The sequence below is a fragment of the Pseudomonas sp. LAIL14HWK12:I7 genome (assembly GCF_000483465.1).
GTDB classification, from domain to species: Bacteria; Pseudomonadota; Gammaproteobacteria; order Pseudomonadales; family Pseudomonadaceae; genus Aquipseudomonas; species Aquipseudomonas kermanshahensis.
Genome location: NZ_AXYZ01000012.1, coordinates 171,485 through 194,199, shown reverse-complemented (window position 1 = coordinate 194,199; position 22,715 = coordinate 171,485). Strand labels below are relative to the sequence as shown.

The 22,715-nt window shown below is 63.4% G+C and carries 20 protein-coding genes; 8 read left to right on the top strand and 12 right to left on the bottom strand.

What is annotated here, in order from left to right:
- Nucleotides 1-59: 59 nt before the first annotated feature.
- The 9 genes from trpE to D886_RS0113260 form a co-directional block, all read right to left on the bottom strand.
- Nucleotides 60-1,541 (bottom strand): anthranilate synthase component I, encoded by a 1,482-nt coding sequence (gene trpE, locus D886_RS0113300; RefSeq protein ID WP_027594402.1) that lies wholly within the window; start codon nt 1,539-1,541, stop codon nt 60-62.
- A gap of 70 nt (nt 1,542-1,611) precedes the next feature.
- Nucleotides 1,612-2,430, bottom strand: coding sequence for a phosphoglycolate phosphatase (locus D886_RS0113295; RefSeq protein WP_027594401.1), 819 nt, complete (start codon nt 2,428-2,430; stop codon nt 1,612-1,614).
- A complete protein-coding gene (rpe, locus tag D886_RS0113290; protein ID WP_027594400.1) occupies nt 2,427-3,101 on the bottom strand; it encodes a ribulose-phosphate 3-epimerase in 675 nt (224 codons plus the stop codon). The genes D886_RS0113295 and rpe overlap by 4 nt, the downstream gene beginning before the upstream one ends.
- Before the next feature lie 139 nt (nt 3,102-3,240).
- A complete protein-coding gene (locus tag D886_RS0113285; RefSeq protein ID WP_027594399.1) occupies nt 3,241-4,068 on the bottom strand; it encodes an ABC transporter permease in 828 nt (275 codons plus the stop codon).
- Between the two features lie 11 nt (nt 4,069-4,079).
- Nucleotides 4,080-5,327, bottom strand: a complete 1,248-nt coding sequence (locus tag D886_RS0113280; RefSeq protein ID WP_027594398.1) for an ABC transporter permease — start codon at nt 5,325-5,327, stop codon at nt 4,080-4,082.
- Nucleotides 5,328-5,480: 153 nt separating this feature from the next.
- The gene (locus D886_RS0113275; RefSeq protein WP_027594397.1) at nt 5,481-6,515 is read right to left on the bottom strand and encodes an ABC transporter substrate-binding protein; all 1,035 of its coding nucleotides are present in this window, start codon (nt 6,513-6,515) and stop codon (nt 5,481-5,483) included.
- A 40-nt stretch (nt 6,516-6,555) separates the two neighbouring features.
- The gene (locus D886_RS0113270; RefSeq protein ID WP_027594396.1) at nt 6,556-7,680 is read right to left on the bottom strand and encodes an ABC transporter ATP-binding protein; all 1,125 of its coding nucleotides are present in this window, start codon (nt 7,678-7,680) and stop codon (nt 6,556-6,558) included.
- A gap of 294 nt (nt 7,681-7,974) precedes the next feature.
- Complete coding sequence (locus tag D886_RS0113265; protein WP_172960400.1) at nt 7,975-8,607, bottom strand: response regulator transcription factor; 633 nt, start codon at nt 8,605-8,607, stop codon at nt 7,975-7,977.
- Between the two features lie 7 nt (nt 8,608-8,614).
- The gene (locus tag D886_RS0113260) at nt 8,615-11,002 is read right to left on the bottom strand and encodes a PAS domain S-box protein (RefSeq protein ID WP_027594394.1); all 2,388 of its coding nucleotides are present in this window, start codon (nt 11,000-11,002) and stop codon (nt 8,615-8,617) included.
- Nucleotides 11,003-11,095: 93 nt separating this feature from the next.
- Here D886_RS0113260 and D886_RS0113255 point away from each other — a divergent pair, with 93 nt between their 5' ends.
- A complete protein-coding gene (locus tag D886_RS0113255) occupies nt 11,096-12,094 on the top strand; it encodes an alpha/beta hydrolase family protein (RefSeq protein WP_027594393.1) in 999 nt (332 codons plus the stop codon).
- Nucleotides 12,095-12,234: 140 nt separating this feature from the next.
- On the opposite strand, the gene D886_RS0113250 is transcribed toward D886_RS0113255, so the two are convergent.
- The 3 genes from D886_RS0113250 to D886_RS0113240 are packed head-to-tail and all read right to left on the bottom strand — an operon-like array spanning nt 12,235 to nt 14,688.
- Nucleotides 12,235-12,999: a TerB family tellurite resistance protein gene (locus tag D886_RS0113250; RefSeq protein WP_027594392.1), complete on the bottom strand. Its 765-nt coding sequence runs from the start codon at nt 12,997-12,999 to the stop codon at nt 12,235-12,237.
- Between the two features lies 1 nt (nt 13,000).
- Nucleotides 13,001-13,672, bottom strand: coding sequence for an N-acetylmuramate alpha-1-phosphate uridylyltransferase MurU (murU, locus tag D886_RS0113245; RefSeq protein WP_027594391.1), 672 nt, complete (start codon nt 13,670-13,672; stop codon nt 13,001-13,003).
- Nucleotides 13,669-14,688, bottom strand: coding sequence for an aminoglycoside phosphotransferase family protein (locus D886_RS0113240; protein ID WP_027594390.1), 1,020 nt, complete (start codon nt 14,686-14,688; stop codon nt 13,669-13,671). The genes murU and D886_RS0113240 overlap by 4 nt, the downstream gene beginning before the upstream one ends.
- A 130-nt stretch (nt 14,689-14,818) precedes the next feature.
- Between D886_RS0113240 and D886_RS0113235 the strand changes: the two genes are divergently transcribed.
- The 7 genes from D886_RS0113235 (at nt 14,819) to glpE (ending at nt 22,463) form a co-directional block, all read left to right on the top strand.
- Complete coding sequence (locus D886_RS0113235) at nt 14,819-17,626, top strand: LPS-assembly protein LptD (RefSeq protein WP_027594389.1); 2,808 nt, start codon at nt 14,819-14,821, stop codon at nt 17,624-17,626.
- Nucleotides 17,607-18,926, top strand: a complete 1,320-nt coding sequence (gene surA, locus D886_RS0113230; protein ID WP_027594388.1) for a peptidylprolyl isomerase SurA — start codon at nt 17,607-17,609, stop codon at nt 18,924-18,926. The genes D886_RS0113235 and surA overlap by 20 nt, the downstream gene beginning before the upstream one ends.
- On the top strand, nt 18,923-19,912 hold the full coding sequence (gene pdxA, locus D886_RS0113225) for a 4-hydroxythreonine-4-phosphate dehydrogenase PdxA (protein ID WP_027594387.1): 990 nt from the start codon (nt 18,923-18,925) through the stop codon (nt 19,910-19,912). Before surA ends, pdxA begins: the two co-directional genes overlap by 4 nt.
- Nucleotides 19,909-20,709, top strand: a complete 801-nt coding sequence (rsmA, locus tag D886_RS0113220) for a 16S rRNA (adenine(1518)-N(6)/adenine(1519)-N(6))-dimethyltransferase RsmA (RefSeq protein WP_027594386.1) — start codon at nt 19,909-19,911, stop codon at nt 20,707-20,709. The genes pdxA and rsmA overlap by 4 nt, the downstream gene beginning before the upstream one ends.
- Nucleotides 20,710-20,872: 163 nt before the next feature.
- Nucleotides 20,873-21,253, top strand: coding sequence for a Co2+/Mg2+ efflux protein ApaG (gene apaG, locus D886_RS0113215; RefSeq protein WP_027594385.1), 381 nt, complete (start codon nt 20,873-20,875; stop codon nt 21,251-21,253).
- Nucleotides 21,253-22,119, top strand: coding sequence for a symmetrical bis(5'-nucleosyl)-tetraphosphatase (locus D886_RS0113210; RefSeq protein ID WP_027594384.1), 867 nt, complete (start codon nt 21,253-21,255; stop codon nt 22,117-22,119). The genes apaG and D886_RS0113210 overlap by 1 nt, the downstream gene beginning before the upstream one ends.
- 14 nt (nt 22,120-22,133) lie before the next feature.
- Nucleotides 22,134-22,463 carry a thiosulfate sulfurtransferase GlpE gene (gene glpE, locus D886_RS0113205; protein ID WP_027594383.1) on the top strand — a complete coding sequence of 110 codons (330 nt, stop codon included), beginning with the start codon at nt 22,134-22,136 and terminating at the stop codon, nt 22,461-22,463.
- Nucleotides 22,464-22,715: the final 252 nt, after the last annotated feature.

Here is a 22,715-nt window from a genome sequence, read left to right as displayed (position 1 = left end):
GGGTTCACCCACTCCCTCATGCCGGCGAGGGGCTGCACAGCAGCCCCCAATTCCCAGCATTACTTGGCGGACGTCTGCTCAGCCAAGGCCACCGCGCGGAACATCGCGCGGCGCTTGTTGATGGTTTCTTCCCACTCCAGCGCCGGCACGGAGTCGGCCACGATGCCGCCACCCGCCTGCACATGCAGCTCGCCGTCCTTGATCACTGCGGTACGGATGGCAATCGCGGTGTCCATGTTGCCGTTCCAGGCAAAGTAGCCCACTGCACCGCCGTAAACGCCACGCTTGACCGGCTCCAGCTCGTCGATGATCTCCATGGCGCGGATTTTCGGTGCACCCGACAACGTGCCGGCTGGCAGAATCGCCCGCAATGCATCCATGGCGGTAAGGCCTTCACGCAGCTGACCGGTGACGTTGGACACGATGTGCATCACGTTGGAGTAACGCTCGATCACCATCTTCTCGGTCAGGCGCACGCTGCCGGTCGAGGACACACGGCCCACGTCGTTGCGGCCCAGGTCGATCAGCATCAGGTGCTCGGCAATCTCTTTCTCGTCCGACAGCAAGTCGTCTTCCAGCGCACGGTCGGCTTCTTCCGTCGCACCCCGTGGGCGCGTACCGGCAATCGGGCGCACGGTGACCAGGTTGTCCTCGACACGCACCAGCACTTCAGGCGAACTGCCGACCACATGGAAGTCGCCGAAATTGAAGAAGTACATGTACGGCGTCGGGTTGAAGCAGCGCAACGCACGGTACAGGTCGATGGGCGCAGACTTGAAGTCGATCGACATGCGCTGGGACGGCACCACCTGCATGCAGTCACCGGCCAGGATGTACTCCTTGATGCGGCCAACCGCGTTCTCGTAATCCTCGCGGGTATAGCTGGAGCGGAATTCCGGCTCGGCGGCGAGCGGGCCGCTCAGGTCCAGGCCACGGCGCGGGGTAATCGGCTGGCGCAGGGTCTCCAACAACCCGGCCAGGCGAGCCTTGCCCTGTTCGAAGGCTTGCTCTTCGGCCGGGTCGACCAGCACGATTGCATGCATCTTGCCCGCCAGGTTGTCGAACACCACCACGGCGTCAGACACCATCAGCAGGATATCCGGCACGCCCAGCGGGTCCGGGTTCGGGCTCGCGCCCAGACGCTTCTCCACATAGCGCACGCAGTCATAGCCGAAGTAGCCGACCAGCCCACCGTTGAAACGCGGCAGCCCGGGAATATCCGCGACCTTGTAGCGGTCCTTGAACGACTCGACGAAGGCCAGCGGGTCGTCGACGTCGTGGCGCTCTACCTCGACGCCATCCTGCAGGATACTGACGTGGTAGCCATGCACACGCATCACCGTGCGCGATGGCAGGCCGATCATCGAGTAACGCCCCCACTTCTCGCCGCCCTGTACGGATTCGAGCAAATAGGAGTTGGGCTGGTCGGCCAGTTTCAGGTAGATCGACAGCGGCGTGTCGAAGTCGGCCAGGGTTTCACAGGCCAGGGGGATGCGGTTGTAGCCGGCAGCGGCCAGGCGCAGGAATTCTTCGCGGGTCATGAGTAGCCTCGTGGCAAGCAGCAGTAAGGTCAGGCAAACGGACGGGCCGGCAGCGGCCGGCGAGCAGAAGTCAGGCGCGCCAACGCCAACGGGCCAGGGCCTTGATGACTTTCATCCAGAATTTGCCAGTAACCGCCACGGTGGACTCTCTGTCTTGTGAGGCTTGAAGGTCCGCCAACGTTATCCCAGTGGCCGGGTCTGCGCAACCGGGCAGCAGTGCACGCAGGTCGTCGATCACCAGGCTCGGCGATTCGTCGTTGATCGGCCGGCCGTGGTTGTAGCCGTAGGTCAGGCCCACGCACTGCACACCGGCGGCCTTGGCGGCCAGCACATCGCTGCGCGAATCGCCGACGAACAGCGACTGTTGCGGCGTAACACCGGCCATCTGCATGACGAACAGCAGTGCCGCGGGGTCGGGTTTCTTTTGTGGCAGGGTGTCTCCGCCGATGATCCAGCGGAAGTAGCGACCGATTTTCATCTGGTCCAGCAGCGGGGCGACGAAGCGCTCGGGCTTGTTGGTGATCAGCGCCATCTCCACGCCTTGCTTGCGCAGCCAGCGCAGGGTGTCGCGCACGCCGGGGTAGACCACGGTCAGTTCATGGCTTTCGGCATAGGCCTCCATGAACAGCGCCAGCGCCTGTTCGGCCAGCGCATCGTCCACCGAGGCATGCTCGATGCCCCCGGCCAGCGCCCGGCGCACCAGCACCTGGGCACCGTTGCCAACCCAGTGGCGTACGGCGTCCAAGCCCGCTGGCGGGCGCCCAAGTTCGAGCAGCATGCGGTCCACGGCGGCGGCCAGGTCTGGCACGGAGTCGATCAGGGTACCGTCCAGATCGAACATCACCAGCCTTGGCAGCGTCCCTGGGAACAGCTGCTCGAAGCCGCTCATGGGCGGGCCTGGGCCAGTTCGGCGCGCATTTTGGCGATGACTTCCTGATAGTCCGGGGCATTGAAGATGGCCGAACCGGCAACGAAGGTGTCAGCGCCAGCAGCGGCGATTTCGCGGATATTGTTGACGTTGACGCCACCGTCGATTTCCAGACGGATATCGCGGCCACTGGCGTCGATCAGCGCGCGCGCCTCACGCAGCTTGTCGAGGGTGCCGGGGATGAACTTCTGCCCGCCAAAGCCTGGGTTGACGCTCATCAGCAGGACCATGTCGACTTTGTCCATCACATACTTGAGGACATCGAGGCTGGTCGCCGGGTTGAACACCAGGCCGGCCTTGCAACCACCGTCGCGGATCAGCTGCAGCGAGCGGTCGATGTGCTGGCTGGCTTCCGGGTGGAAGGTGATGTAAGTGGCGCCGGCTTCGATGAAGTCGCCGATGATGCGGTCGACCGGGCTGACCATCAGGTGCACATCGATCGGGGCGGTCACGCCGTACTTGCGCAGGGCGGTGCACACCATCGGGCCGATGGTCAGGTTGGGGACGTAGTGGTTGTCCATCACATCGAAGTGAACGATGTCGGCACCCGCGGCCAGCACCTTGTCGACGTCCTCGCCCAAGCGGGCGAAATCGGCGGAGAGAATGGAGGGGGCAATAGCGTAGGGCTGCATGGCGCACCTGTAGGTCAGAATCACGGTGGCGCGCATTGTAACTCAGGCGAACGGGTAGAGGCTGATTGGTATCAATCCGTGTCGACCGGTGCCCATCTATTGCCAGTGCCCGCGTAAAGGCCGGCACTGGCAACATCAATCAAGCAGGCTGCTGAGTTCTCAGCTTCTCGCTACGCCCACGCAACCACTCCAGGGTCAGCAGCAGCACCACCGAAAATGCGATCAGCAAGGTCGCTGCCGCCGCAATGGTCGGGCTCAGGTTCTCGCGGATACCGCTGAACATCTGCCGAGGCAAGGTCGCCTGCTCAGGCCCGGCGAGGAACAACGTCACCACCACCTCGTCGAACGACGTCGCAAAGGCGAACAACGCACCCGAGATCACCCCCGGGGCGATCAACGGCAGGGTCACCCGGCGGAACGCCACCAGCGGCGAAGCACCCAGGCTGGCCGCAGCGCGCACCAGATTGTAGTTGAAGCCCTGCAACGTCGCCGACACGGTGATGATGACGAACGGCACACCCAACACCGCATGCACCAGGATCAGCGAGGTAAAGCTGTTGCCCATCCCCAAGGGTGCGAAGAACAGGTAACTGGCCACACCGATGATCACCACCGGCACTACCATCGGCGAAATCACCAGCGCCATCACCAGCGACTTGCCCGGGAAGTCGCCGCGAGTCAGGCCAATCGCCGCCAACGTACCGAACAGCATCGCCAGCACCGTGGCCGCCGGGGCGACGATGATGCTGTTCTTCAGTGCCCGCATCCACTCGGCAGAGCCGAAGAAGTCCTGGTACCACTGCAGCGAAAAGCCCTGCAACGGGTACACCAGAAAGCTGCCACTGTTGAACGACAGCGGCACGATCACCAGCACCGGCAAAATCAGAAACAGCAGGATCAAGCCGCAAAGAATGCGCAGGCTGTAGTACCAGACCCGCTCCACGGGTGACATGTAAGGGCTCAGCATGACAAGGCTCCTCAGCTCAGGCGCAGGCGGCTGGCGCCGACCAGCCAGCTATAGATCAGGTACAACAGCACGGTCGCCAGCAGCAGTAGGCCGCCCAGCGCGGTCGCCATGCCCCAGTTGATGCTGGTGTTGGTATAGAAGGCCACGAAGTAGCTGACCATCTGGTCGTTCGGGCTGCCCAGCAATGCCGGGGTGATGTAGTAGCCGATCGCCAGGATGAACACCAGCAGGCAGCCCGCGCCAACACCGGCGTAGGTCTGCGGGAAGTACACCCGCCAGAAGCTGGCGAACGGGTGGCAACCCAGCGAGATGGCCGCACGCATGTAGCTGGGCGAAATGCCCTTCATCACGCTGTACAGCGGCAGGATCATGAACGGCAGCAGGATATGGACCATCGAGATGTACACACCGGTGCGGTTGAACACCAGCTCCAGCGGTTCATCGATGATGCCCATGGCCATCAGCGCACTGTTGATCAACCCGCCCGACTGCAGCAGCACGATCCACGCCGCCACCCGCACCAGGATCGAGGTCCAGAACGGCAGTAGCACCAGAATCATCAGCAGGTTGCTCTGCCGGGCCGGCAGATTGGCCAGCAAGTACGCCAGCGGGTAGGCCAGCACCAGGCAGATGGCGGTGATCACCACCCCCATCCACAGGGTGCGGGCAAAGATATCCAGGTAAATGGCCTGGTCAGGCGTGGCCTTGGCCAGCTCGCCAAGGTCATCGATACGGTGGTCGAGCGACGCCAGCAGGTAGAACGAGGTGACCGAGCTGGTATTGCGGCGGATCGCCTGCCAGTAGGCCGGGTCGCCCCAACGCTCATCGAGGGTTTGCAGTGCTTCTTTATAAGAGGCAGGTTCAGCCTTGAACGGCAACGCTCGGGCGGTCTTGGTCAACAGGCTGCGGTAGCCCGCCAGTTCCATGTTCAGGCGCTTGGAGAGGTCGCCCAGGGTCTGGTTCTTGCGCGACTCAGCCAGGTCCTGGCTCAGTGCCTTGTATACCGCCTCACCGGGCAAGCTCTTGCCATCCCACTGCGACACCGCTTCGACGGTACGCGGCAGGCCGGCGACCACCTCCGGGTTGCCGACGCTCTTGTACAACAGCGCTGCGATCGGCACCAGAAACACCAGCAGAAGGAACAGCGCCAGCGGCGCGATCAACGCCTGCGCCTTCCAGCGGTTGACCCGCTCGGCGTGCTTTAGGCGCTGCTTGAGACTTGGACCTGCGCCTTCGTTGAGGGGCACTGCAATGGCCATGGCGAACTCCGTAAAAACCGGCTGAAATCAGGGCTGCTGCGCAGCCATCGCCGGCAAGCCGGCTCCCACAGATACAGCGTTGGGCTCAGGCGCTACGCCTGGCCTGTGGGAGCCGGCTTGCCGGCGATGAGCCGCGTAGCGGCTCCTTGTCGTTTACTTCTTCGCCGCCCAGGCGTTGAAGCGTTGCTCCAGCTGCTCGCTGTTGTCAGCCCAGAAGGCCACGTCGATCTGCACCTGATTGGCAATGTTCTCAGGCGTGGTCGGCATGTCTTTCTTCACCTCGTCCGACAGCAGGCTGACGGCCTTGGTATTGGCCGGGCCGTAGGCGATGTTCTCGGAGTAGGTTTTCTGCTGCTCGGGCTGAACGCTGTAGGCGATGAACTTCTTCGCCTCTTCGACGTTCTTGGCGCCTTTTGGAATTGCCCAGGCATCGAAGTCGTAGATGCCGCCGTTCCACACCACCTTGAGGTTGCTCTCTTTCTGCACGGCGGCGATCCGGCCGTTATAGGCCGAGCTCATGACCACGTCGCCCGAGGCCAGGAACTGCGGCGGTTGGGCGCCGGCTTCCCACCACTGAATGCTGGGTTTGAGTTCGTCGAGCTTCTTGAAGGCGCGGTCTTGGCCTTCCTTGGTTGCCAGCACCTTGTACACATCCTTGGGCGCAACGCCATCGGCCATCAGTGCGAATTCCATCGTGTACTTGGCACCTTTGCGCAGGCCACGCTTGCCCGGGAACTGCTTGGTGTCCCAGAAATCGGCCCAGCTGGTAGGCGCCGTCTTGAGCTTGTCGGCGTTGTAGGCCAGTACCGTCGACCAGACGAAGAAGCCCACGCCGCATTGCTGGATGGCACCCGGCACATAGTCGGCTGCATCGCCGAACAGCGCAGGGTCGAGTTCTTCGAACATGCCCTCGTCGCACCCGCGGGACAGCTCTGGCGACTCGACTTCCACCAGGTTCCAGGACACGCTCTTGGTGTCGACCATGGCCTTGACCTTGGCCATTTCACCGTTGTACTCACCGGCGACGATCTTGCCGTTACCCGCTTTTTCCCAAGGCTCGTAGAACGCCTTGACCTGGGCGGCCTTGTTGGCGCCACCGAAAGAGATCACGGTCAGGTCGGCCGCCATGGCCTGGCCAGCGGCGAACAGCCCTAGGGCCAGGGCGGTCAGTTTCAACTGCTTGTGCATTATTATTCTCTCCACAGTACAGGGTTGGTGAAGCAATCCATCAATGGGCTTCGGCAATCGGATCGAGCGCGCGGGCGTGCTCCACCTCCCAGCCCAGCGGTACCACATCGCCCACGGCCAGTGCCGGGTCGAGCTCGGCGATCGGCTGCTTCACGAAGAAGTCGGCCTTGCCACAGACTTCCAGGCGTACCCGTACGTGGTCGCCCAGGTAAATGAACTCGGCCACACGGCCAGAGAAGCGGTTGACGCAATTTTCGCTGTGGCCATTGAGGCGCACCCGTTCCGGGCGGATCGACAAGGTCACCGGCTCGCCGGCCTGGCCGACATTCACCGCCAGCGCCTCGACCCGCTCGCCCCGCGCCAGCTGCACTTGGCAGCGATGGCCATCACTGGCCAGCAGGGTGCCGTTGATGCGGTTGTTCTCACCGATGAAGTTGGCGACGAAGGTGTTGCACGGCTTTTCATAGAGGGTGCGTGGGTCGGCGATCTGCTGGATTTCGCCCTGGTGGAACACCGCCACCCGGTCAGACATGGTCAGCGCCTCGCCCTGGTCGTGGGTCACATACACCACAGTCACCCCCAGGCGCTGGTGGATATGCTTGATCTCCATCTGCATGTGTTCACGCAGCTGCTTGTCGAGTGCGCCCAGTGGTTCGTCCATCAGCACCAGCTGTGGCTCGAACACCAAGGCCCGCGCCAGGGCCACCCGCTGCTGCTGGCCACCGGACAGCTGGCCGGGGTAGCGTTTGGCAAAGGCATTGAGCTGCACCATGTTGAGCACACGCTTGACCCGCTCGCTGATGTCGGTCTTGCTCAGGTTGCGCACGGTCAGCGGGAAGGCCAGGTTCTCGGCAACGGTCATGTGTGGGAACAGCGCGTAGTTCTGGAACACCATGCCGATGTCGCGCTTGTGCGGCGGCACGTTGTTGATCGAACGCCCGGCCAGCTGGATCTCGCCGGCGGTGGGGGTTTCGAAACCGGCCAGCATCATCAGGCTGGTGGTCTTGCCCGAGCCGGACGGGCCGAGCAAGGTGAGGAACTCGCCCTTGCGGATGTCCAGGTTGAGGTCTTTGACGATCAGCGACTCGCCGTCGTAGCTCTTCTGCACACCACGGAAGCTGACCAGCGTTTCGCTGGTTGCAGCGTTCGAATTCGCCTCGCTCATGCCTGCACCTTCTTGTTGGATGACTGCGTAGGCAAAGACTAGACAAGACGCAAACGCCCGAAAATCGGGGGTACTGAGAGAATGCCATCATCCAGATGGAAGATTCTGTGTAGGGATCGCCCTACAAGAATGGCGGGGATTGAACACCTTCCCAAGCATTGCACCCAACCTGTGGGAGCGGGCTTGCCCGCGAAAGCGGCAGCACAGGCACCGCGATCCGCAGGCCAGACCTCTTCGCGGGCAAGCCCGCTCCCACAAGGTCGGTGGCAGGCTCAAAAAGCCTGCAGGTCGCAATCAGACCAGCTTGTGCTCCATGGCGTACTTCACCAGTTCCGCCAGTGAGTTCACCTTGAGCTTCTGCATCAACCGCGCCTTGTGGGTACTGATGGTCTTGCTCGACAGCGCCAGTTGCTGGGCAATGTCGTTGACGTTGGCGCCCTGGGCCAGGCGCTCGAACACCGAAAACTCCCGCTCCGAGAGCAGGGTGTGCAACGGCCGGGACTCGGTCAGGCCCACCTCGAAGACCATGCGGTCGGCCAACGCTGGGTCGATATAGCGCCCACCCCCGGCAACCCGCCGAATAGCGGTCAGCAGCAAGGCAGGGTCACTGTCCTTGGTGGCATAACCTGCGGCACCGGCCTTGAGCGCCCGCGCCGCCATCTGCGCCTCGTCATGCATCGACAACATCAGGATCGCCGGAGGGTCGTTCAGGGCGCGGATTCTGGGGATGGCCTCAAGGCCGCTGACGCCGGGCATCGAGATATCCAGCAACACCACTTCACACGGCATATGGCGCAAGGCTTCGAGCAACTGCTCGCCATTGCCGGCCTCACCCACCACTTGCATGTCCTTGGCCAGGCCAATCAATTGCTTGATGCCTTCACGGACAATGGTGTGGTCTTCCGCCACCAGCACTCGAATCACGATCGGTCTCCTACTCCAACGGAATGGCCACGCTCAGGCTGGTGCCCTCGCCCGGTTCACTGTCCAGCGTCATGCTGCCACCCAGCATCAGCACGCGCTCGCGCACGCCCACCAGGCCGAACGAGGTGGGCCGGGTCTGATCGCGGCAAAAACCCGTGCCGTCGTCGCTGACGGTCATGCGCAATTGCCCCGCTTCACGCACCAGTTCGATCTCTACGCTGTGCGCCTGGGCATGGCGCATGACATTGGTCAGCGCCTCCTGAAGGATACGAAACAGCCCGGTCGCCTTGGCATCACTCAATGCTGGCAGATTATCCGGTACCTGCACCAGGCAGGGAATCTGTGTACGCGCCTCGAAACGCCGTGCTTGCCACTCGATGGCCGAGGCGATACCAGCGTCGAGAATGGGCGGGCGCAATGCCGTGGCCACATCGCGCACCAGCTGGAACAGCTGCGCGATCAGGCGCTTCATGCTCGACAAACGCTCGTTAAGCCCCGGATCCAGCTCGGCAAAGGCCAGCTCACACATCGAGACTTCGAGCTTGAGCACGGTCAGCATCTGCCCCAGCTCATCGTGCACTTCGCGGGCGATGCGGGCCTTTTCTTCTTCGCGCACGCTCTCCAGGTGCGCCGACAGTTCGCGCAGTTGCTCTTGGGAGCGCGCCAACGCCAGTTCTGCCCGCTTGCCCTGGGTGATGTCCCAGACGATACCGTCCCACACCACCCGGCCATCGGCCAGGCGCCGGGTACTGGCCTTGATGTCGGCCCAACGCTGTTCACCCTGGCGCGTGAGGATGCGCCCTTGCCAGGACCAGTCCTGGTTGCTGGCCAAGGCCAGGTCCTGCACCCGGTGATAGTCGCTGCGGTCTTCGGGGTGCACCAGGTTGCGCAGGCCCATCTGCGGGTGCTGGATTTCGGCAGGTGCGTAGCCGACCAAGGCCTCGCTGCCTTCGCTAATGTAGGGGAACTCCAGGTCGCCTTCGGCCGGGTCACGTTCCAGCCGGAACACCAGCCCCGGCACGTTGCCGGCGATGCCTTTAAGGCGCGCTTCACTTTCGCGCAGCGCTGCCAGTGCGCGGTGGCGCTCGGTGACATCAGCGATGTACACCACCAGGTACTCGGCATCACGAAAACGCAGGAAGCTTAACGAAAGCTCCACCGGCAACACGCTGAGGTCGGCGCGCAGGCAATGGGTCTCGAATTGCCCCACACCCCCTCCCCCCGCCCGCGCGCCGCGCCACAGCTCCAGCCAGCGGTCCATGTTCAAGTTGGGCTCAAAGTCGCTCAGCGGGCGCTCCAGCAACGCGCCCTCACCATAGCCCAGCATGCGCTCTGCGGCATGGTTGGCATAACGGACATGGCTGTCCCAATTGACCCACAAAATGCCCACGGTGCTCTGGTCGATGGCGAACTGGCTCAGCCGCAGCGCCTCTTCACGCACTTGGCGCTCAGCCAGGTTCTCACGGGTGGCCAGCAGGCTACGTTCCAGTTGGCGCTGCTGGCGGCGCTGCCAGATCAACGTGGCCAGCGCACACAGCAACAACATGCCAAACAGCATGGCGAGGTTTTGCCAGAAGCCTGCCGACTCGCTCAAGCGTGGGTACTTGGGTTGCAACCAGCGTTGGTGAAGTTGTTCCAAGGCCTTGGCCGGCATGGCCTGCAGGCCACGTTCGAGCACGTCGGCCAGCAACGGCCAGTCGCGCCGCGAACCCACCCGCAGCAGCTGCGGCAGGCCAATATCGCCAACCACCGCCAGCTCGCCGAACTCGCTTTCACGCGACAGGCGGCTGAGCTGGGCTTCATCGAGCACCGCGTAGCTGGCCTGGCCACCCACGACCAACTGCAAGGCCTCGCGCTCGTTGGGCACGCCCTGCAGGTTGAGCGTGCCGTAGTTGCTGCGCAGGTAGTCCGCCAATGGGCTGGGCATGCGCACCGCGACGCGCTGATCGGGTTCGAGTTTTTCCAGCTCGACGGCCATGGCGCCTGTGCGTGGGCCGACCACCAACTGCGGCACGCGCATGTACGGGTCGCTGAACAGCCACAGGCGCAGGCTTGCCGGGGTTTGTGTCAGGCCGGGGGCGAAATCGATTTCACCGGCCTGCAACGCGTGCTCGAGGCTGGCCTGGTCGGCAAAGTTGCGCCAGGTGAGGTCCAGCCTCAGTGCCTGCGCCAACGCGTTCACCAACTCGACGTTGGCCCCATACAGTTGCTGCAAGCGCCGGTCGAACTGTGCATAGGGCGCTTGCAGCACCAGGCCGACACGCAGGCTGCGGTGGGTGTCCAACCACTGCTGTTGCGCGGGCTCAAGGGCAACGCTCGGCACGGCTTCAGGCCTTGCCAAGGCGATCAAGGGCAGCCACAAGCAGCCGATAACCAACAGGCGACGCATTCGCTTCATCTACACGCTCGTCTTGGCAAGGGCGGCCCTAACATGGCCGTCGCGGGCAAATACTATTAGGCTGCCGGTATCATTCTGGCCTTGGGTTGACGCATGTCCACACTTTATCGCACGACGCTGGCAATGTGCTGCCTAGCCTCGATCCTTCCGCTTGGGGCCATGGCCGCCGACGCTGAAAAACCACCGATCACCGCCGAAGCCCCACCGGCCGAAGCCACCCGCCCGCCCCTGCTGGAACGCAGTCAGGAAGACGCCCTGGCCCTGGAGCGCCTGGTGCCCAAGGCCGAGCAGCAAACCCTGCAGGCGGGTGCCGAAAGCTTCCTGGCCCTGTGGAAGCCGGCCAACAGCAGCGCCCCCAAAGGTGCGGTGATCCTCGTGCCCGGTGCCGGTGAAACGGCCGACTGGCCGAACGCCGTCGGCCCGTTGCGGCGCAAGTTCCCCGATGTGGGCTGGCACAGCCTCAGCGTCAGCCTGCCCGACCTGCTTACCGATAGCCCGCAGGCGCGTGTCGAAGCCAAACCCGCAGCGGCCCCTGCCAAGGACGAGGGCGAAACAGCCCCCGCCAAAGACACACCGACCGATGCCAATGCCAACGTCGCCCAGGCGACTGCCGCCGACCCCGACACCGCAGAAAGCACCGATGCCGCACAGGCCAGCGAGCAGAATGACCCGGCCGACGCCGAGCGTATCTTCGCCCGCCTCGACGCGGCGGTGGCTTACGCGCAACAGCATGACTCACGCAGCATCGTGCTGATCGGCCATGGCAGTGGCGCGTACTGGGCAGCCCGCTACCTGAGCGAGAAACAACCCGCGCAGGTGCAAAAGCTGGTGATGATCGCCGCGCAGACGCCGGCCCGGGTGGAACATGACCTGGAAAGCCTTGCGCCGACCCTCAAGGTGCCGACCGCCGACGTGTATTACGCCACCCGCACGGGCGATCGCCGTGCAGCGGAACTGCGCTTGCAGGCCAGCAAACGGCAGAAGGACAGCCAGTACCGCCAGTTGTCGCTGATTGCAATGCCCGGTAACAAGGCCGCTGAACAGGAACAATTGTTCCGCCGGGTGCGCGGGTGGATGAACCCGCAAGAGTGAGCTGAAATCGATGGGGGTGCTTTGCACCCCTTTCGCGACACAAGGCCGCTCCCACAAGTTCGCGCAAAGCCCGAGGGATGCACAGCACTTGTGGGAGCGGCCTTGCGCCGCGAAAAGGGGCGCAAAGCGCCCCCGCTTTTCTACAAACCCCGCCGCTTGCGAATCAGCGCATACGCCTGATGCAACTCCCGGGTCCGCTCGGTCGCTGCACGCACCTGGGCATCCGTGGCACCGCTGCCCGCCAGCTTGTCCGGGTGATGGCGGCTAACCAGCCGGCGATAAGCCTGCTTGACCTTGTCGCCCTCGGTATCTGCCTCCACGGCCAGCAGGCGCATGGCTGCCGCATAGGTCATGGTGCCGCCGTCCAGCCCGGACTTGCGAGGCTCGTACTCCAGCGACATGGCTTGCACCTGCCGCCGGCTCAAGCCCAGCGTCTGCCCCCAGTCCAACAGCAAGTCGCGCTCTTTGGCGCCGACCTTGCCGTCGGCCCAGACCATGCGCCAACAGGCGCGCAAGGTCCCTTCGGCGGCATGCGGCTGCTCGCGAATACGACGCAGGTGGCCGGCCAGTCGGTCCTTGCCGGCCTTGCCGCGGTTGAACGCGGCAATCGCCCGCAGCCGGGCCGCGTCGGCCAGGTCCAGGCGCACCATCTCTTGGCGTGCCTGCTGGATATGCTGCTCGGCAACCCGGCCATCGCACTTGGCCAGCCTGCCCAGCAGCACGAACAGCAATTCTTCGTCACGCAAGGCCGGGCGCCCGCCCAAGCGCTCGCGCAGGTCCTCCCAGCCGCGCACCTGCAGGCGCCGGTCCATGGCCTGCCCTACCAGGGCACCGAGCAGGGCGCCCGGGATGCTGGCGACGGCAAAACCGGCACCGGCACCAATTACCGTGCTTGGCCACCACATGTCAGGCGCGCTCGCCGATCAGGCGTTCAGCCTGCGCCAGGCGCTCGAGCGTACCGACGTCGACCCAATGGCCACGGTAGTGCTCACCACTGACCTTGCCCTGCGCCATGGCCTGACGCAGCAGGGGTGCCAGCTTGAAAGCACCCGGCTGGCAACCGGCGAACAACGCCGGGTCCAGCACCGACAGGCCACTGAAGGTCAGGGTACCCGGTGCGTCGTCGCCATCAACGACCTGCTGGGCTACCAGGCGGAAGTCGCCACGGCCGTGATGGCCAGGGTTGTCGACCAGCACCAGATGCGCCAGGCCCGCAAGCGGCGCTTTCAGGCGAGCGAAATCGTAGTCGGTCCAGACGTCACCATTGATCAGCAGAAACGGCGCCTCGCCCAGCAACGGCAGCGCCTTGAAGATCCCGCCACCGGTTTCCAGCGGCTCGCCCTCGGGTGAATAGCGGATGCTCAGGCCGAAGCGGCTGCCATCGCCCAGGTGATCTTCGATCTGCTGGCCGAGCCAGGCATGGTTGATCACCACTTCGGTAACCCCCGCAGCCGCCAAGGCACGCAGGTGGTATTCGATCAGCGGCTGACCGGCGACGGGCACCAGGGGTTTGGGGGTATGCAAGGTCAAAGGGCGCATGCGCTCGCCCTTGCCTGCCGCCAAGATCATCGCCTTCATGCACGCGCTCCGGCCTGGAGTTCCGCGATCAGTTCACCCAGCTCCGCCAACTCGGGGCGGCGCTGGATCACTTCATCTATATAGGCGAAGAAGCGCGGGACGTCTGTCAGGTAGCGTGGCTTGCCGTCGCGGTGGCAGATGCGGGCGAAAATACCGATGACCTTGAGGTGGCGCTGCACGCCCATCAGGTCGCTGGCACGGTGGAACGCCTCGAAGTCGGCCTGTACCGGAATGCCGGCCGCCTGCGCCTTTTGCCAGTAATCCCGCAGCCAGGCTTCGACACGGGCCTGTGGCCAGCTGAGGAAGGCATCCTTGAACAGGCAGGTGATGTCGTAGGTGACCGGGCCGTAAACGGCGTCCTGGAAGTCCAGCACGCCTGGGTTTGGCGTGCTCTGCATCAGGTTGCGCGGCATGTAGTCGCGGTGCACCAGCACCTTGGGCTGGGCCAGGGCACTGTCGATCAGCGCCTGGCTCACACGCTGCCAGGTGGCTTGCTGGGCTTCGGTAAGGGTCAGGCCAAGCGCCCGCCCGACGTACCACTCCGGGAACAGTTCAACTTCACGACGCAGCAAGGCATCGTCGTAGCTCGGCAGTGGCGCGCTCATCGGCAAGCGCTGGAACGCCAGCAGCGCATCAATGGCGTCACTGAACAGGGCATCGGCGTTGTCGGCATCAATGATGTCCAGGTATGTCTGATGGCCCAGGTCGCCCAGCAGCAGGAAACCGCGCTCCAGGTCTTGGGCATGGATCACTGGCACATGCACACCGGCACTGGCCAGCAGGTGATCGATGGCGACGAACGGTCGGCAGTTCTCCTGCGGCGGCGGGGCGTCCATGATCACGAAACTGCGCCCAGCGCCCTGCCAGCGGAAGTAGCGACGGAAGCTCGCATCGCTACTGGCGGCCGTCAGGCTACCTGCTGGCACTTCGCCCCAGGCGTTTTTCAGAAAAAGATTGTTGAGCTGCTCATCGAGCCAGACAGTCAGTTGTTGCAAGCGTACATCGTGATCAGGCATTACAAGGGTCTCCGACGGCCCTAGCCGTCAAGCGGGTCATGCTTTATTATCCAGCATCTTTTTCAGACCATCGAGAGGCGTGCGGCCCCACACGCGGGCAGATGGCACGCAGGAAGCCCGGACTAATAAGATGGCATTGAAATCCCCCGCGTTTCGTAGAAAGTTTCCGTTGCTGGTCACCGGCGGTTTGCTGGCCCTGCAACCTCTGGCCACGTCGTACGTCGTGGCAGCCGAACAGTTCGACTGCCAAGTGTCCGCCTCCGGCGGTTGGGACTGCAAGCCCAAGACTCCAGTCAACAACCTGCCGCCGCGTCCGGTGCACGAGGGTGCTGCCCTCAGTTCCGGCACCGAGGCCCAGGCGGCCGAGGCCGAAACCGCGGACAAACCGATGCTGGTCACCGAGGCCAAGGGCCGTGGCCTGAAGTCGCGCAGCGAAGACTACAGCCACCTGGACTGGGTCCCCCGTGACAAGCTCACCGCAGCCCAGCTGGCCGAAACCGGCCCGTACTGCGGTGGCGCGTACATCGAGCCGACCCGCCCAGGCATGGCCGACACCACGCCCAAGGACGAATCGCCGACCTACATCAATGCCAAGGTTTCCAAGTACCAGCAGGAGCAGCAGATCGCTACCCTCGCCGGTAACGTGGTCATGCGCCAAGGCAGCATGCAGGCCGAGGCCGACGAGGCCAACCTCTACCAGACCGAAAACCGTGGCGAGCTCAAGGGCAACGTCAAGATCCGTGACAACGGCTCGCTGGTAGTGGGTGACGAGGCGCAGATCCAGCTCGACACGGGTGAAGCCCAGGTCGACAACGCCGAATACGTGATGCACAAGTCGCACATTCGCGGCAACGCCCTGTACGCCAAACGTGGCGAAAACGCCATCATCCGTCTGAAAGACGGTACGTACACCACCTGCGAACCGGGCAGCAACGCCTGGCAGCTGAAGGGCAACAACATCACCCTTAACCCGGCGACCGGCTTCGGTACTGCGACCAACGTCACCCTGCGGGTCAAGGATTTCCCGGTGTTCTACACACCGTACATCTACTTCCCGATCGACGACCGTCGCCAGTCCGGCTTCCTGCCGCCGTCGTTCAGCAGCAGCAGCGACACCGGCTTCATGCTGGTCACGCCGTACTACTTCAACCTGGCGCCCAACTATGACGCCACGTTGTACCCGCGCTACATGACCAAGCGCGGCCTGCTGATGGAAGGTGAGTTCCGTTACCTGACCCCATCCAGCGAAGGCCAGTTCGGCGGCGCGTACTTGAACGACAAGGACGACGACCGTAAAGACCAGACTGACTACAAAGATCAGCGCTGGATGGTCAACTGGCAGCACAAGGGCGGGCTGGACGAGCGTCTGATGACCGAGGTGGACTACACCGACATCAGCGACCCGTTCTACTTCCAGGACCTGGAGTCCGACCAGATCGGCGTCGAAAGCCGTGACCTGCTCAACCAGCAGGGTGCCCTGACCTACCGTGGCGACAGCTATACCGCACGGTTGAACGTGCATGCCTACGAGATGGCGACCATCTCGCAGATCACGCCGTATGACCGTCTGCCGCAGATCACCCTCAATGGCGCACTGCCGTTCCAGCCGGGTGGTTTGAATTTTGGGTATGAGACTGAAGCGGTTCGCTTTGATCGTGACCTGAAAAACGACTTCGTACTCGACAAAGATGGCAACCCGGACGCAAGTGCCGGCGTTCCTGGCCGTCGACTGGACGAGAACATCTTCGGTGTTGCCCGCGCCAACGGCACGCGACTGAACGTTGCCCCGTCCATGAGCTTGCCTATGCAAGCCAGCTACGGCTACATCACGCCGAAGCTGAAGTACATGTACACCCACTATGACCTCGATCTGGATGGCAAGGGCAAGAGCGACATCGCCAACAACCCAGCCTCGGTCGCGCTCAACGGCGACTTCAACAGCAGCCTGAACCGCGACGTTCCGATTTTCAGCGTCGACAGCGGCCTGTACTTCGATCGCAACACGTCGATGTTCGGTACCAACTACCGCCAGACCCTCGAACCGCGCATGTTCTACCTCTACGTCCCTTACGAGGACCAGAAGGACATCCCGCTGTTCGACTCGGGCGAAACCCTGTTCAGCTACGACTCGCTGTTCCGCGACAACCGTTTCAGCGGTACCGACCGCATCGGCGACGAGAACAAGCTGTCGCTGGGCGTGACCACGCGCTGGATCGAAGACAACGGCTTCGAACGTCAGAGCTTCAGCATCGGTCAGGCGCTGTACTTCAAGGACCGCAAGGTCCAACTGCCAGGCATCGACTACCGCACCCGTAAAGACTCGCAGTCTGACGTGTCGCCGTACGCACTGCTGTACAGCTACAATTTCAACCGCGACTGGCGCTTCAACTCGGACTTCAACTGGGACCCGGACAGCCGCAGCACCCGCTCGGGCAGCGCGATGTTCCACTACCAGCCTGAAGACAATCCGAACAAGATCGTCAACCTCGGCTACCGCTACCGCAACGACACCATTGCCTACGACTCGACCACGGGTACCTGGAAAGTGGGTGGCGGCGACTACGGCACGCCTGGTGATCCGAACTACATCAAGGATTACTACAAGATCCAACAGCATGACTTCTCGGTCATCTGGCCGATCGTTCCACAGTGGAGCGTGATCGCTCGCTGGCAGCATGACTACAACCGCAACCGCACCCTGGAAGCCATGGGCGGTTTCGAATACGACAACTGCTGCTGGAAGCTGCGCCTGGTCAACCGTTACTGGATCGACTACGACGACTTCAGCCAGGCACTCCCGCAGAACGAAAAAGGCGACCACGGTATCTTCCTGCAGATCGTGCTGAAAGGCCTCGGTGGTGTAGTAGGCAACAAGGTCGAATCTTTCCTCGACGAAGGCATTCAAGGTTACCGTACACGTGAAGACCAAGCTTATTGATCGTCTGCGCCCAGTGTTGCTGGGCGCTGCATTGCTGAGTGGCGCGGTGCATGCCGCGGTACAACCCCTGGACAAAGTGGTGGCCATCGTCGACAACGACGTGGTCATGCAGAGCCAACTGGACCAGCGCGTCCACGAAGTTCAGCAAACCATCGCCAAGCGTGGCGCCGGCGTGCCACCGACCAGCGCTCTGGAACAGCAGGTGCTCGAGCGCCTGATCGTCGAGAACCTGCAGCTGCAGATCGGCGAGCGCTCCGGTATCCGCATCACCGATGAGGAGCTGAACCAGGCCATCGGCACCATTGCCCAGCGCAACGGCATGTCGCTGGACCAGTTCCGCGCAGCCCTCGCCCATGATGGTCTGTCGTTCGACGACGCGCGCGAGCAGGTCAAGCGCGAAATGATCATCAGCCGCGTGCGTCAGCGCCGTGTGGCCGAGCGCATTCAGGTTTCCGAACAGGAAGTGAAAAACTACCTGAACTCGGACCTGGGCAAGATGCAGCTCTCGGAAGAGTACCGCCTGGCCAACATCCTCATCCCGACCCCGGAAGCCGCCAATTCGGACGACATCCAGAAAGCGGCGCGCAAGGTCGGTGAGCTCTACCAGCAACTGCGCCAGGGCGCGGACTTCGGCCAGGTGGCAATTGCCAACTCGGCCAGCGAAAACGCCCTTGAGGGTGGTGAAATGGGCTGGCGTAAAGCCGGCCAGCTGCCACCTGACTTCGCCAAGATGCTCAGCAACATGTCGGTCGGCGACATCACCCAGCCAATCCGCATCCCCAACGGCTTCATCCTGCTCAAACTCGAGGAGAAGCGTGGCGGCGGCGAGAACGTGCTGCGTGACGAAGTGCATGTCCGCCACATCCTGATCAAGCCGAGCGAAATCCGCAGCGAAGCGGCCACCAAGCAGCTGGCCGAGCGCTTGTACGACCGTATCCAGAACGGCGAAGACTTCGGCGAACTGGCGAAGAGCTTCTCGGAAGACCCGGGCTCCGCACTCAACGGCGGCGACCTCAACTGGGTTGACCCGAACAGCCTGGTACCGGAGTTCCGCGAGCAGATGGCCACCGCCCAGCAAGGTGTGGTGACCAAACCGTTCAAGACCCAGTACGGCTGGCACGTCTTGGAAGTGCTGGGCCGCCGCGCCACCGACAGCACCGAGCAGGCACGCGAGCAGCAGGCCATGAATGTGCTGCGCAACCGCAAGTACGACGAAGAGCTGCAGACCTGGCTGCGCCAGATCCGCGACGAAGCCTACGTTGAAATCAAGCTGCCTGGCGCCGACCAGGCCGCCCAGTGAAGCCCCTGCGCTTCGCCGTCACCCCCGGCGAGCCAGCTGGCATAGGTCCTGACCTGTGCTTGCTGCTCGCCGCAGACGCCCAGCCCCACCCCCTGATCGCCATCACCAGCCGTGACCTGCTCGCCGAGCGGGCCACGCAGCTGGGGCTGGCCGTCAACCTGCTGCCGGTAGCGCCGGGGCACTGGCCCGCCCAGCCCGCGCCTGCGGGCAGCCTGTATGTGTGGGATACGCCCTTGGCCACCGCCGTGACGGCAGGGCAACTGGACAAGGCCAATGCTGGCTTCGTATTGGAAACCCTGACCCGCGCCGGCAACGGCTGCCTCGACGGGCATTTCGCCGGGATGATCACCGCCCCGGTGCACAAGGGTGTGATCAACGAAAGCGGCATTGCCTTCTCCGGGCATACCGAGTTTCTGGCCGAGCTGACCCACACCGCGCAGGTGGTGATGATGCTGGCGACCCGTGGCCTGCGCGTGGCCCTGGTGACCACGCACTTGCCACTGCGCGACATTGCCGACGCCATCACGGCCGAACGCGTCGAGCGTGTCACCCGCATCCTGCATGCCGACATGCGCGACAAGTTCGGCATTGCCAACCCTCGCATCCTGGTGTGCGGCCTCAACCCGCACGCCGGAGAAGGCGGCCATCTGGGCCGCGAAGAAATCGACATCATCGAACCGACACTGGCCCGCCTGCGTGCCGAAGGCATGGACCTGCGCGGACCGCTGCCGGCCGATACCCTGTTTACCCCCAAATATCTGGAGCACTGCGACGCAGTGCTGGCGATGTACCACGACCAAGGCCTGCCTGTACTCAAGTACAAAGGTTTCGGCGCCGCAGTCAATGTGACCTTGGGCCTGCCGATCATCCGCACGTCGGTCGACCACGGCACCGCCCTGGACCTGGCCGGCACCGGCAAGGTCGACACCGGCAGCCTGCGGGTCGCGCTGGAAACCGCCTACCAGATGGCCGAGAACCGACCATGAACGAGCAATACCAACACCGGGCGCGCAAGCGCTTCGGCCAGAACTTCCTGCACGACGCCGGCATCATCGACCGCATCCTGCGCGCCATCAACGCCAAGGCAGGTGAACACCTGCTGGAAATCGGCCCGGGCCAGGGCGCCCTCACCGAGGGCCTGCTGGGCAGCGGCGCGCAACTGGACGTAGTGGAGCTGGACAAGGACCTGGTGCCGATCCTGCAGCACAAGTTTGCCGGGCGCGACAACTTCCGCCTGCACCAGGGCGACGCCCTGAAGTTCGACTTCAACCAGCTGGGTGTGCCACCGCGCAGCCTCAAGGTGGTCGGCAACCTGCCCTACAACATCTCCACCCCGCTGATCTTCCACCTGCTCAGCCATGCCGGCCTGATCCGCGACATGCACTTCATGCTGCAGAAGGAAGTGGTCGAGCGCATGGCCGCAGGCCCAGGTGGCGGTGATTGGGGTCGCCTGTCGATCATGGTGCAGTACCACTGCCGGGTCGAACACCTGTTCAACGTTGGCCCTGGCGCGTTCAACCCGCCGCCGAAGGTGGACTCGGCCATCGTGCGCCTGGTGCCACATGAAGTGCTGCCGTTCCCGGCCAAGGACCACCTGCTGCTGGAGCGTGTCGTTCGCGAAGCCTTCAACCAGCGCCGCAAGACACTGCGCAACACCCTTAAAGGCCTGCTCGACAGCCAGGCGATCGAAGCCGCTGGCGTAGATGGCAGCCTGCGGCCTGAACAGCTGGACCTGGCCGCCTTCGTGCGCCTGGCTGACCAGTTGGCCGATCAGCAAGCCTGATTAGCGCCTTTTACAGCCTCTTCGCGGTCCGACTTGCCCGCGAAGAGGCCGGCACTGCCACCCCACCCCGCCTGCACATACCTGCCCGCGACCACACCGCTGGCCCTCCCCCCCGCCAATGGCCTAGACTGCATTATTGCGTCAGTTCGCCCAAGGCCTTTGCATGTCCGATCCCCGTTACCAGATCGACGTCAGCGTCGTGACCCGTTACCTCAAAGAACAATCCGACCCCGAAAACAGTCGTTTCGCTTTCGCCTACACCATCACCGTGCAAAACAACGGTTCTGTCACAGCCAAGTTGCTGTCCCGGCACTGGCTGATCACCAACGGCGACGGTGAAGTCGAAGAAGTGCGCGGCGCCGGCGTGGTCGGCCAGCAACCTAACATCGACCCGGGCCAGAGCCACACCTACAGCAGCGGCGCGGTCATCAGCACCCGCGTGGGCACCATGCAGGGCAGCTACCAGATGTTCGCCGAAGACGGTAAACGCTTCGACGCCGAGATTGCGCCCTTCCGCCTGGCGGTACCTGGGGCCCTGCACTGATGGCAACGTACGCCGTCGGTGACCTGCAAGGCTGCCTGCAACCGCTCAAGTGCCTGCTCGAACGTGTTCGCTTCAACCCCGCCGTCGACCGCCTGTGGCTGGTCGGCGACCTGGTCAATCGTGGCCCCGAATCGCTCGAGACCCTGCGTTTCCTCTACTCAATCCGCCAGTCGCTGGTCTGCGTGCTGGGCAACCATGACCTGCACCTGCTGGCCGCCTGGCACAACGTCGAACGCCTGAAAAAAAGCGACACCCTGCGCGAAATCATCGAAGCGCCGGATGCCGACCTGCTGTTCGACTGGCTGCGCCGGCAAAAACTGCTGCACTACGACGAGCCCCGCGGCATTGCCATGGTGCATGCCGGTATACCGCCACAATGGACCCTAGGCAGAGCCCTGGAGCTCGCCGCCGAAGTCGAGGAAGCACTGCGCGACGACGGCCGGCTCAAGCTTTACCTCGACGGCATGTACGGCAACGAGCCTAACAAGTGGAGCAAGAACCTCACCGGCATCGAGCGCCTGCGGGTGATCACCAACTACCTCACGCGCATGCGCTTCTGCACGCCCGAGGGCAAGCTCGACCTCAAGAGCAAGGAAGGCCTGGGCACCGCCCCCAAAGGCTACAAGCCCTGGTATGCGCACAAGGACCGCCGTTCACGCCACGTGAAGATTATCTTCGGCCATTGGGCCGCCCTTGAAGGGCGCGTCGACGAGCCCGGCATCATCGCCCTGGACACCGGTTGCGTGTGGGGCGGTGCCATGACCCTCTACAACGTCGACAGCGGTGAATACCATCGCTGCGACTGTTCCGACGACGGCACCGTACGCCCGCCGGCACAACCCACTAGAATCAACGATCAGCCCTGAAGGAAACCGTAGCCATGAGCGAATTCAAACGCATCCCTCCCGAGCAGGCTCTGGCCCTGCGCGCGCAAGGTGCGGTAGTGGTCGACATTCGCGACCCACAAGCCTTTGCCGCCGGCCACATCAGCGGCGCCACCCACCTGGACAACCATTCGGTCGCCGATTTCATCCGCAACGCCGACCTCGATGCACCGACTCTGGTGGTCTGCTACCACGGCAATTCCAGCCAGAGCGCTGCCGCCTACCTGGCGGGCCAGGGCTTTTCAGAGGTGTACAGCGTCGATGGCGGCTTTGAGCTGTGGCGCGCCACCTACCCGGCCGAGACCGCCCAAGGCGCTGCCGAATAATTTTTTCATTTTTACTGCAGCCCGCGCCCCATGCGGGCTCGCGGCTCACCTGACGAACGGTCGCGAGCAACTTCTCGGCCTCACGCCCTTGACCTTGCGTATTACCAACTATCCTTAAGCCCAGGCCATCCAAAAAAGGGGAGAGCCGGTACACCGGCGTGCGGGTCATCGGTAGCGTTTCAAGGGTGTTCTGGGGGGTATACAGCAATCGGCGAACCCGGTTGCATGCCAGCATCAGCTGACTGATCCGGC

Bases quoted from the DNA above. Each gene is read 5' to 3' on its own strand.
- trpE (WP_027594402.1), bottom strand. From the start codon at position 1,541: ATGACCCGCGAAGAATTCCTGCGCCTGGCCGCTGCCGGCTACAACCGC.
- D886_RS0113295 (WP_027594401.1), bottom strand. From the start codon at position 2,430: ATGAGCGGCTTCGAGCAGCTGTTCCCAGGGACGCTGCCAAGGCTGGTG.
- rpe (WP_027594400.1), bottom strand. From the start codon at position 3,101: ATGCAGCCCTACGCTATTGCCCCCTCCATTCTCTCCGCCGATTTCGCC.
- D886_RS0113285 (WP_027594399.1), bottom strand. From the start codon at position 4,068: ATGCTGAGCCCTTACATGTCACCCGTGGAGCGGGTCTGGTACTACAGC.
- D886_RS0113280 (WP_027594398.1), bottom strand. From the start codon at position 5,327: ATGGCCATTGCAGTGCCCCTCAACGAAGGCGCAGGTCCAAGTCTCAAG.
- D886_RS0113275 (WP_027594397.1), bottom strand. From the start codon at position 6,515: ATGCACAAGCAGTTGAAACTGACCGCCCTGGCCCTAGGGCTGTTCGCC.
- D886_RS0113270 (WP_027594396.1), bottom strand. From the start codon at position 7,680: ATGAGCGAGGCGAATTCGAACGCTGCAACCAGCGAAACGCTGGTCAGC.
- D886_RS0113260 (WP_027594394.1), bottom strand. From the start codon at position 11,002: ATGAAGCGAATGCGTCGCCTGTTGGTTATCGGCTGCTTGTGGCTGCCC.
- D886_RS0113255 (WP_027594393.1), top strand. From the start codon at position 11,096: ATGTCCACACTTTATCGCACGACGCTGGCAATGTGCTGCCTAGCCTCG.
- D886_RS0113250 (WP_027594392.1), bottom strand. From the start codon at position 12,999: ATGTGGTGGCCAAGCACGGTAATTGGTGCCGGTGCCGGTTTTGCCGTC.
- murU (WP_027594391.1), bottom strand. From the start codon at position 13,672: ATGAAGGCGATGATCTTGGCGGCAGGCAAGGGCGAGCGCATGCGCCCT.
- D886_RS0113240 (WP_027594390.1), bottom strand. From the start codon at position 14,688: ATGCCTGATCACGATGTACGCTTGCAACAACTGACTGTCTGGCTCGAT.
- D886_RS0113235 (WP_027594389.1), top strand. From the start codon at position 14,819: ATGGCATTGAAATCCCCCGCGTTTCGTAGAAAGTTTCCGTTGCTGGTC.
- rsmA (WP_027594386.1), top strand. From the start codon at position 19,909: ATGAACGAGCAATACCAACACCGGGCGCGCAAGCGCTTCGGCCAGAAC.
- apaG (WP_027594385.1), top strand. From the start codon at position 20,873: ATGTCCGATCCCCGTTACCAGATCGACGTCAGCGTCGTGACCCGTTAC.
- D886_RS0113210 (WP_027594384.1), top strand. From the start codon at position 21,253: ATGGCAACGTACGCCGTCGGTGACCTGCAAGGCTGCCTGCAACCGCTC.
- glpE (WP_027594383.1), top strand. From the start codon at position 22,134: ATGAGCGAATTCAAACGCATCCCTCCCGAGCAGGCTCTGGCCCTGCGC.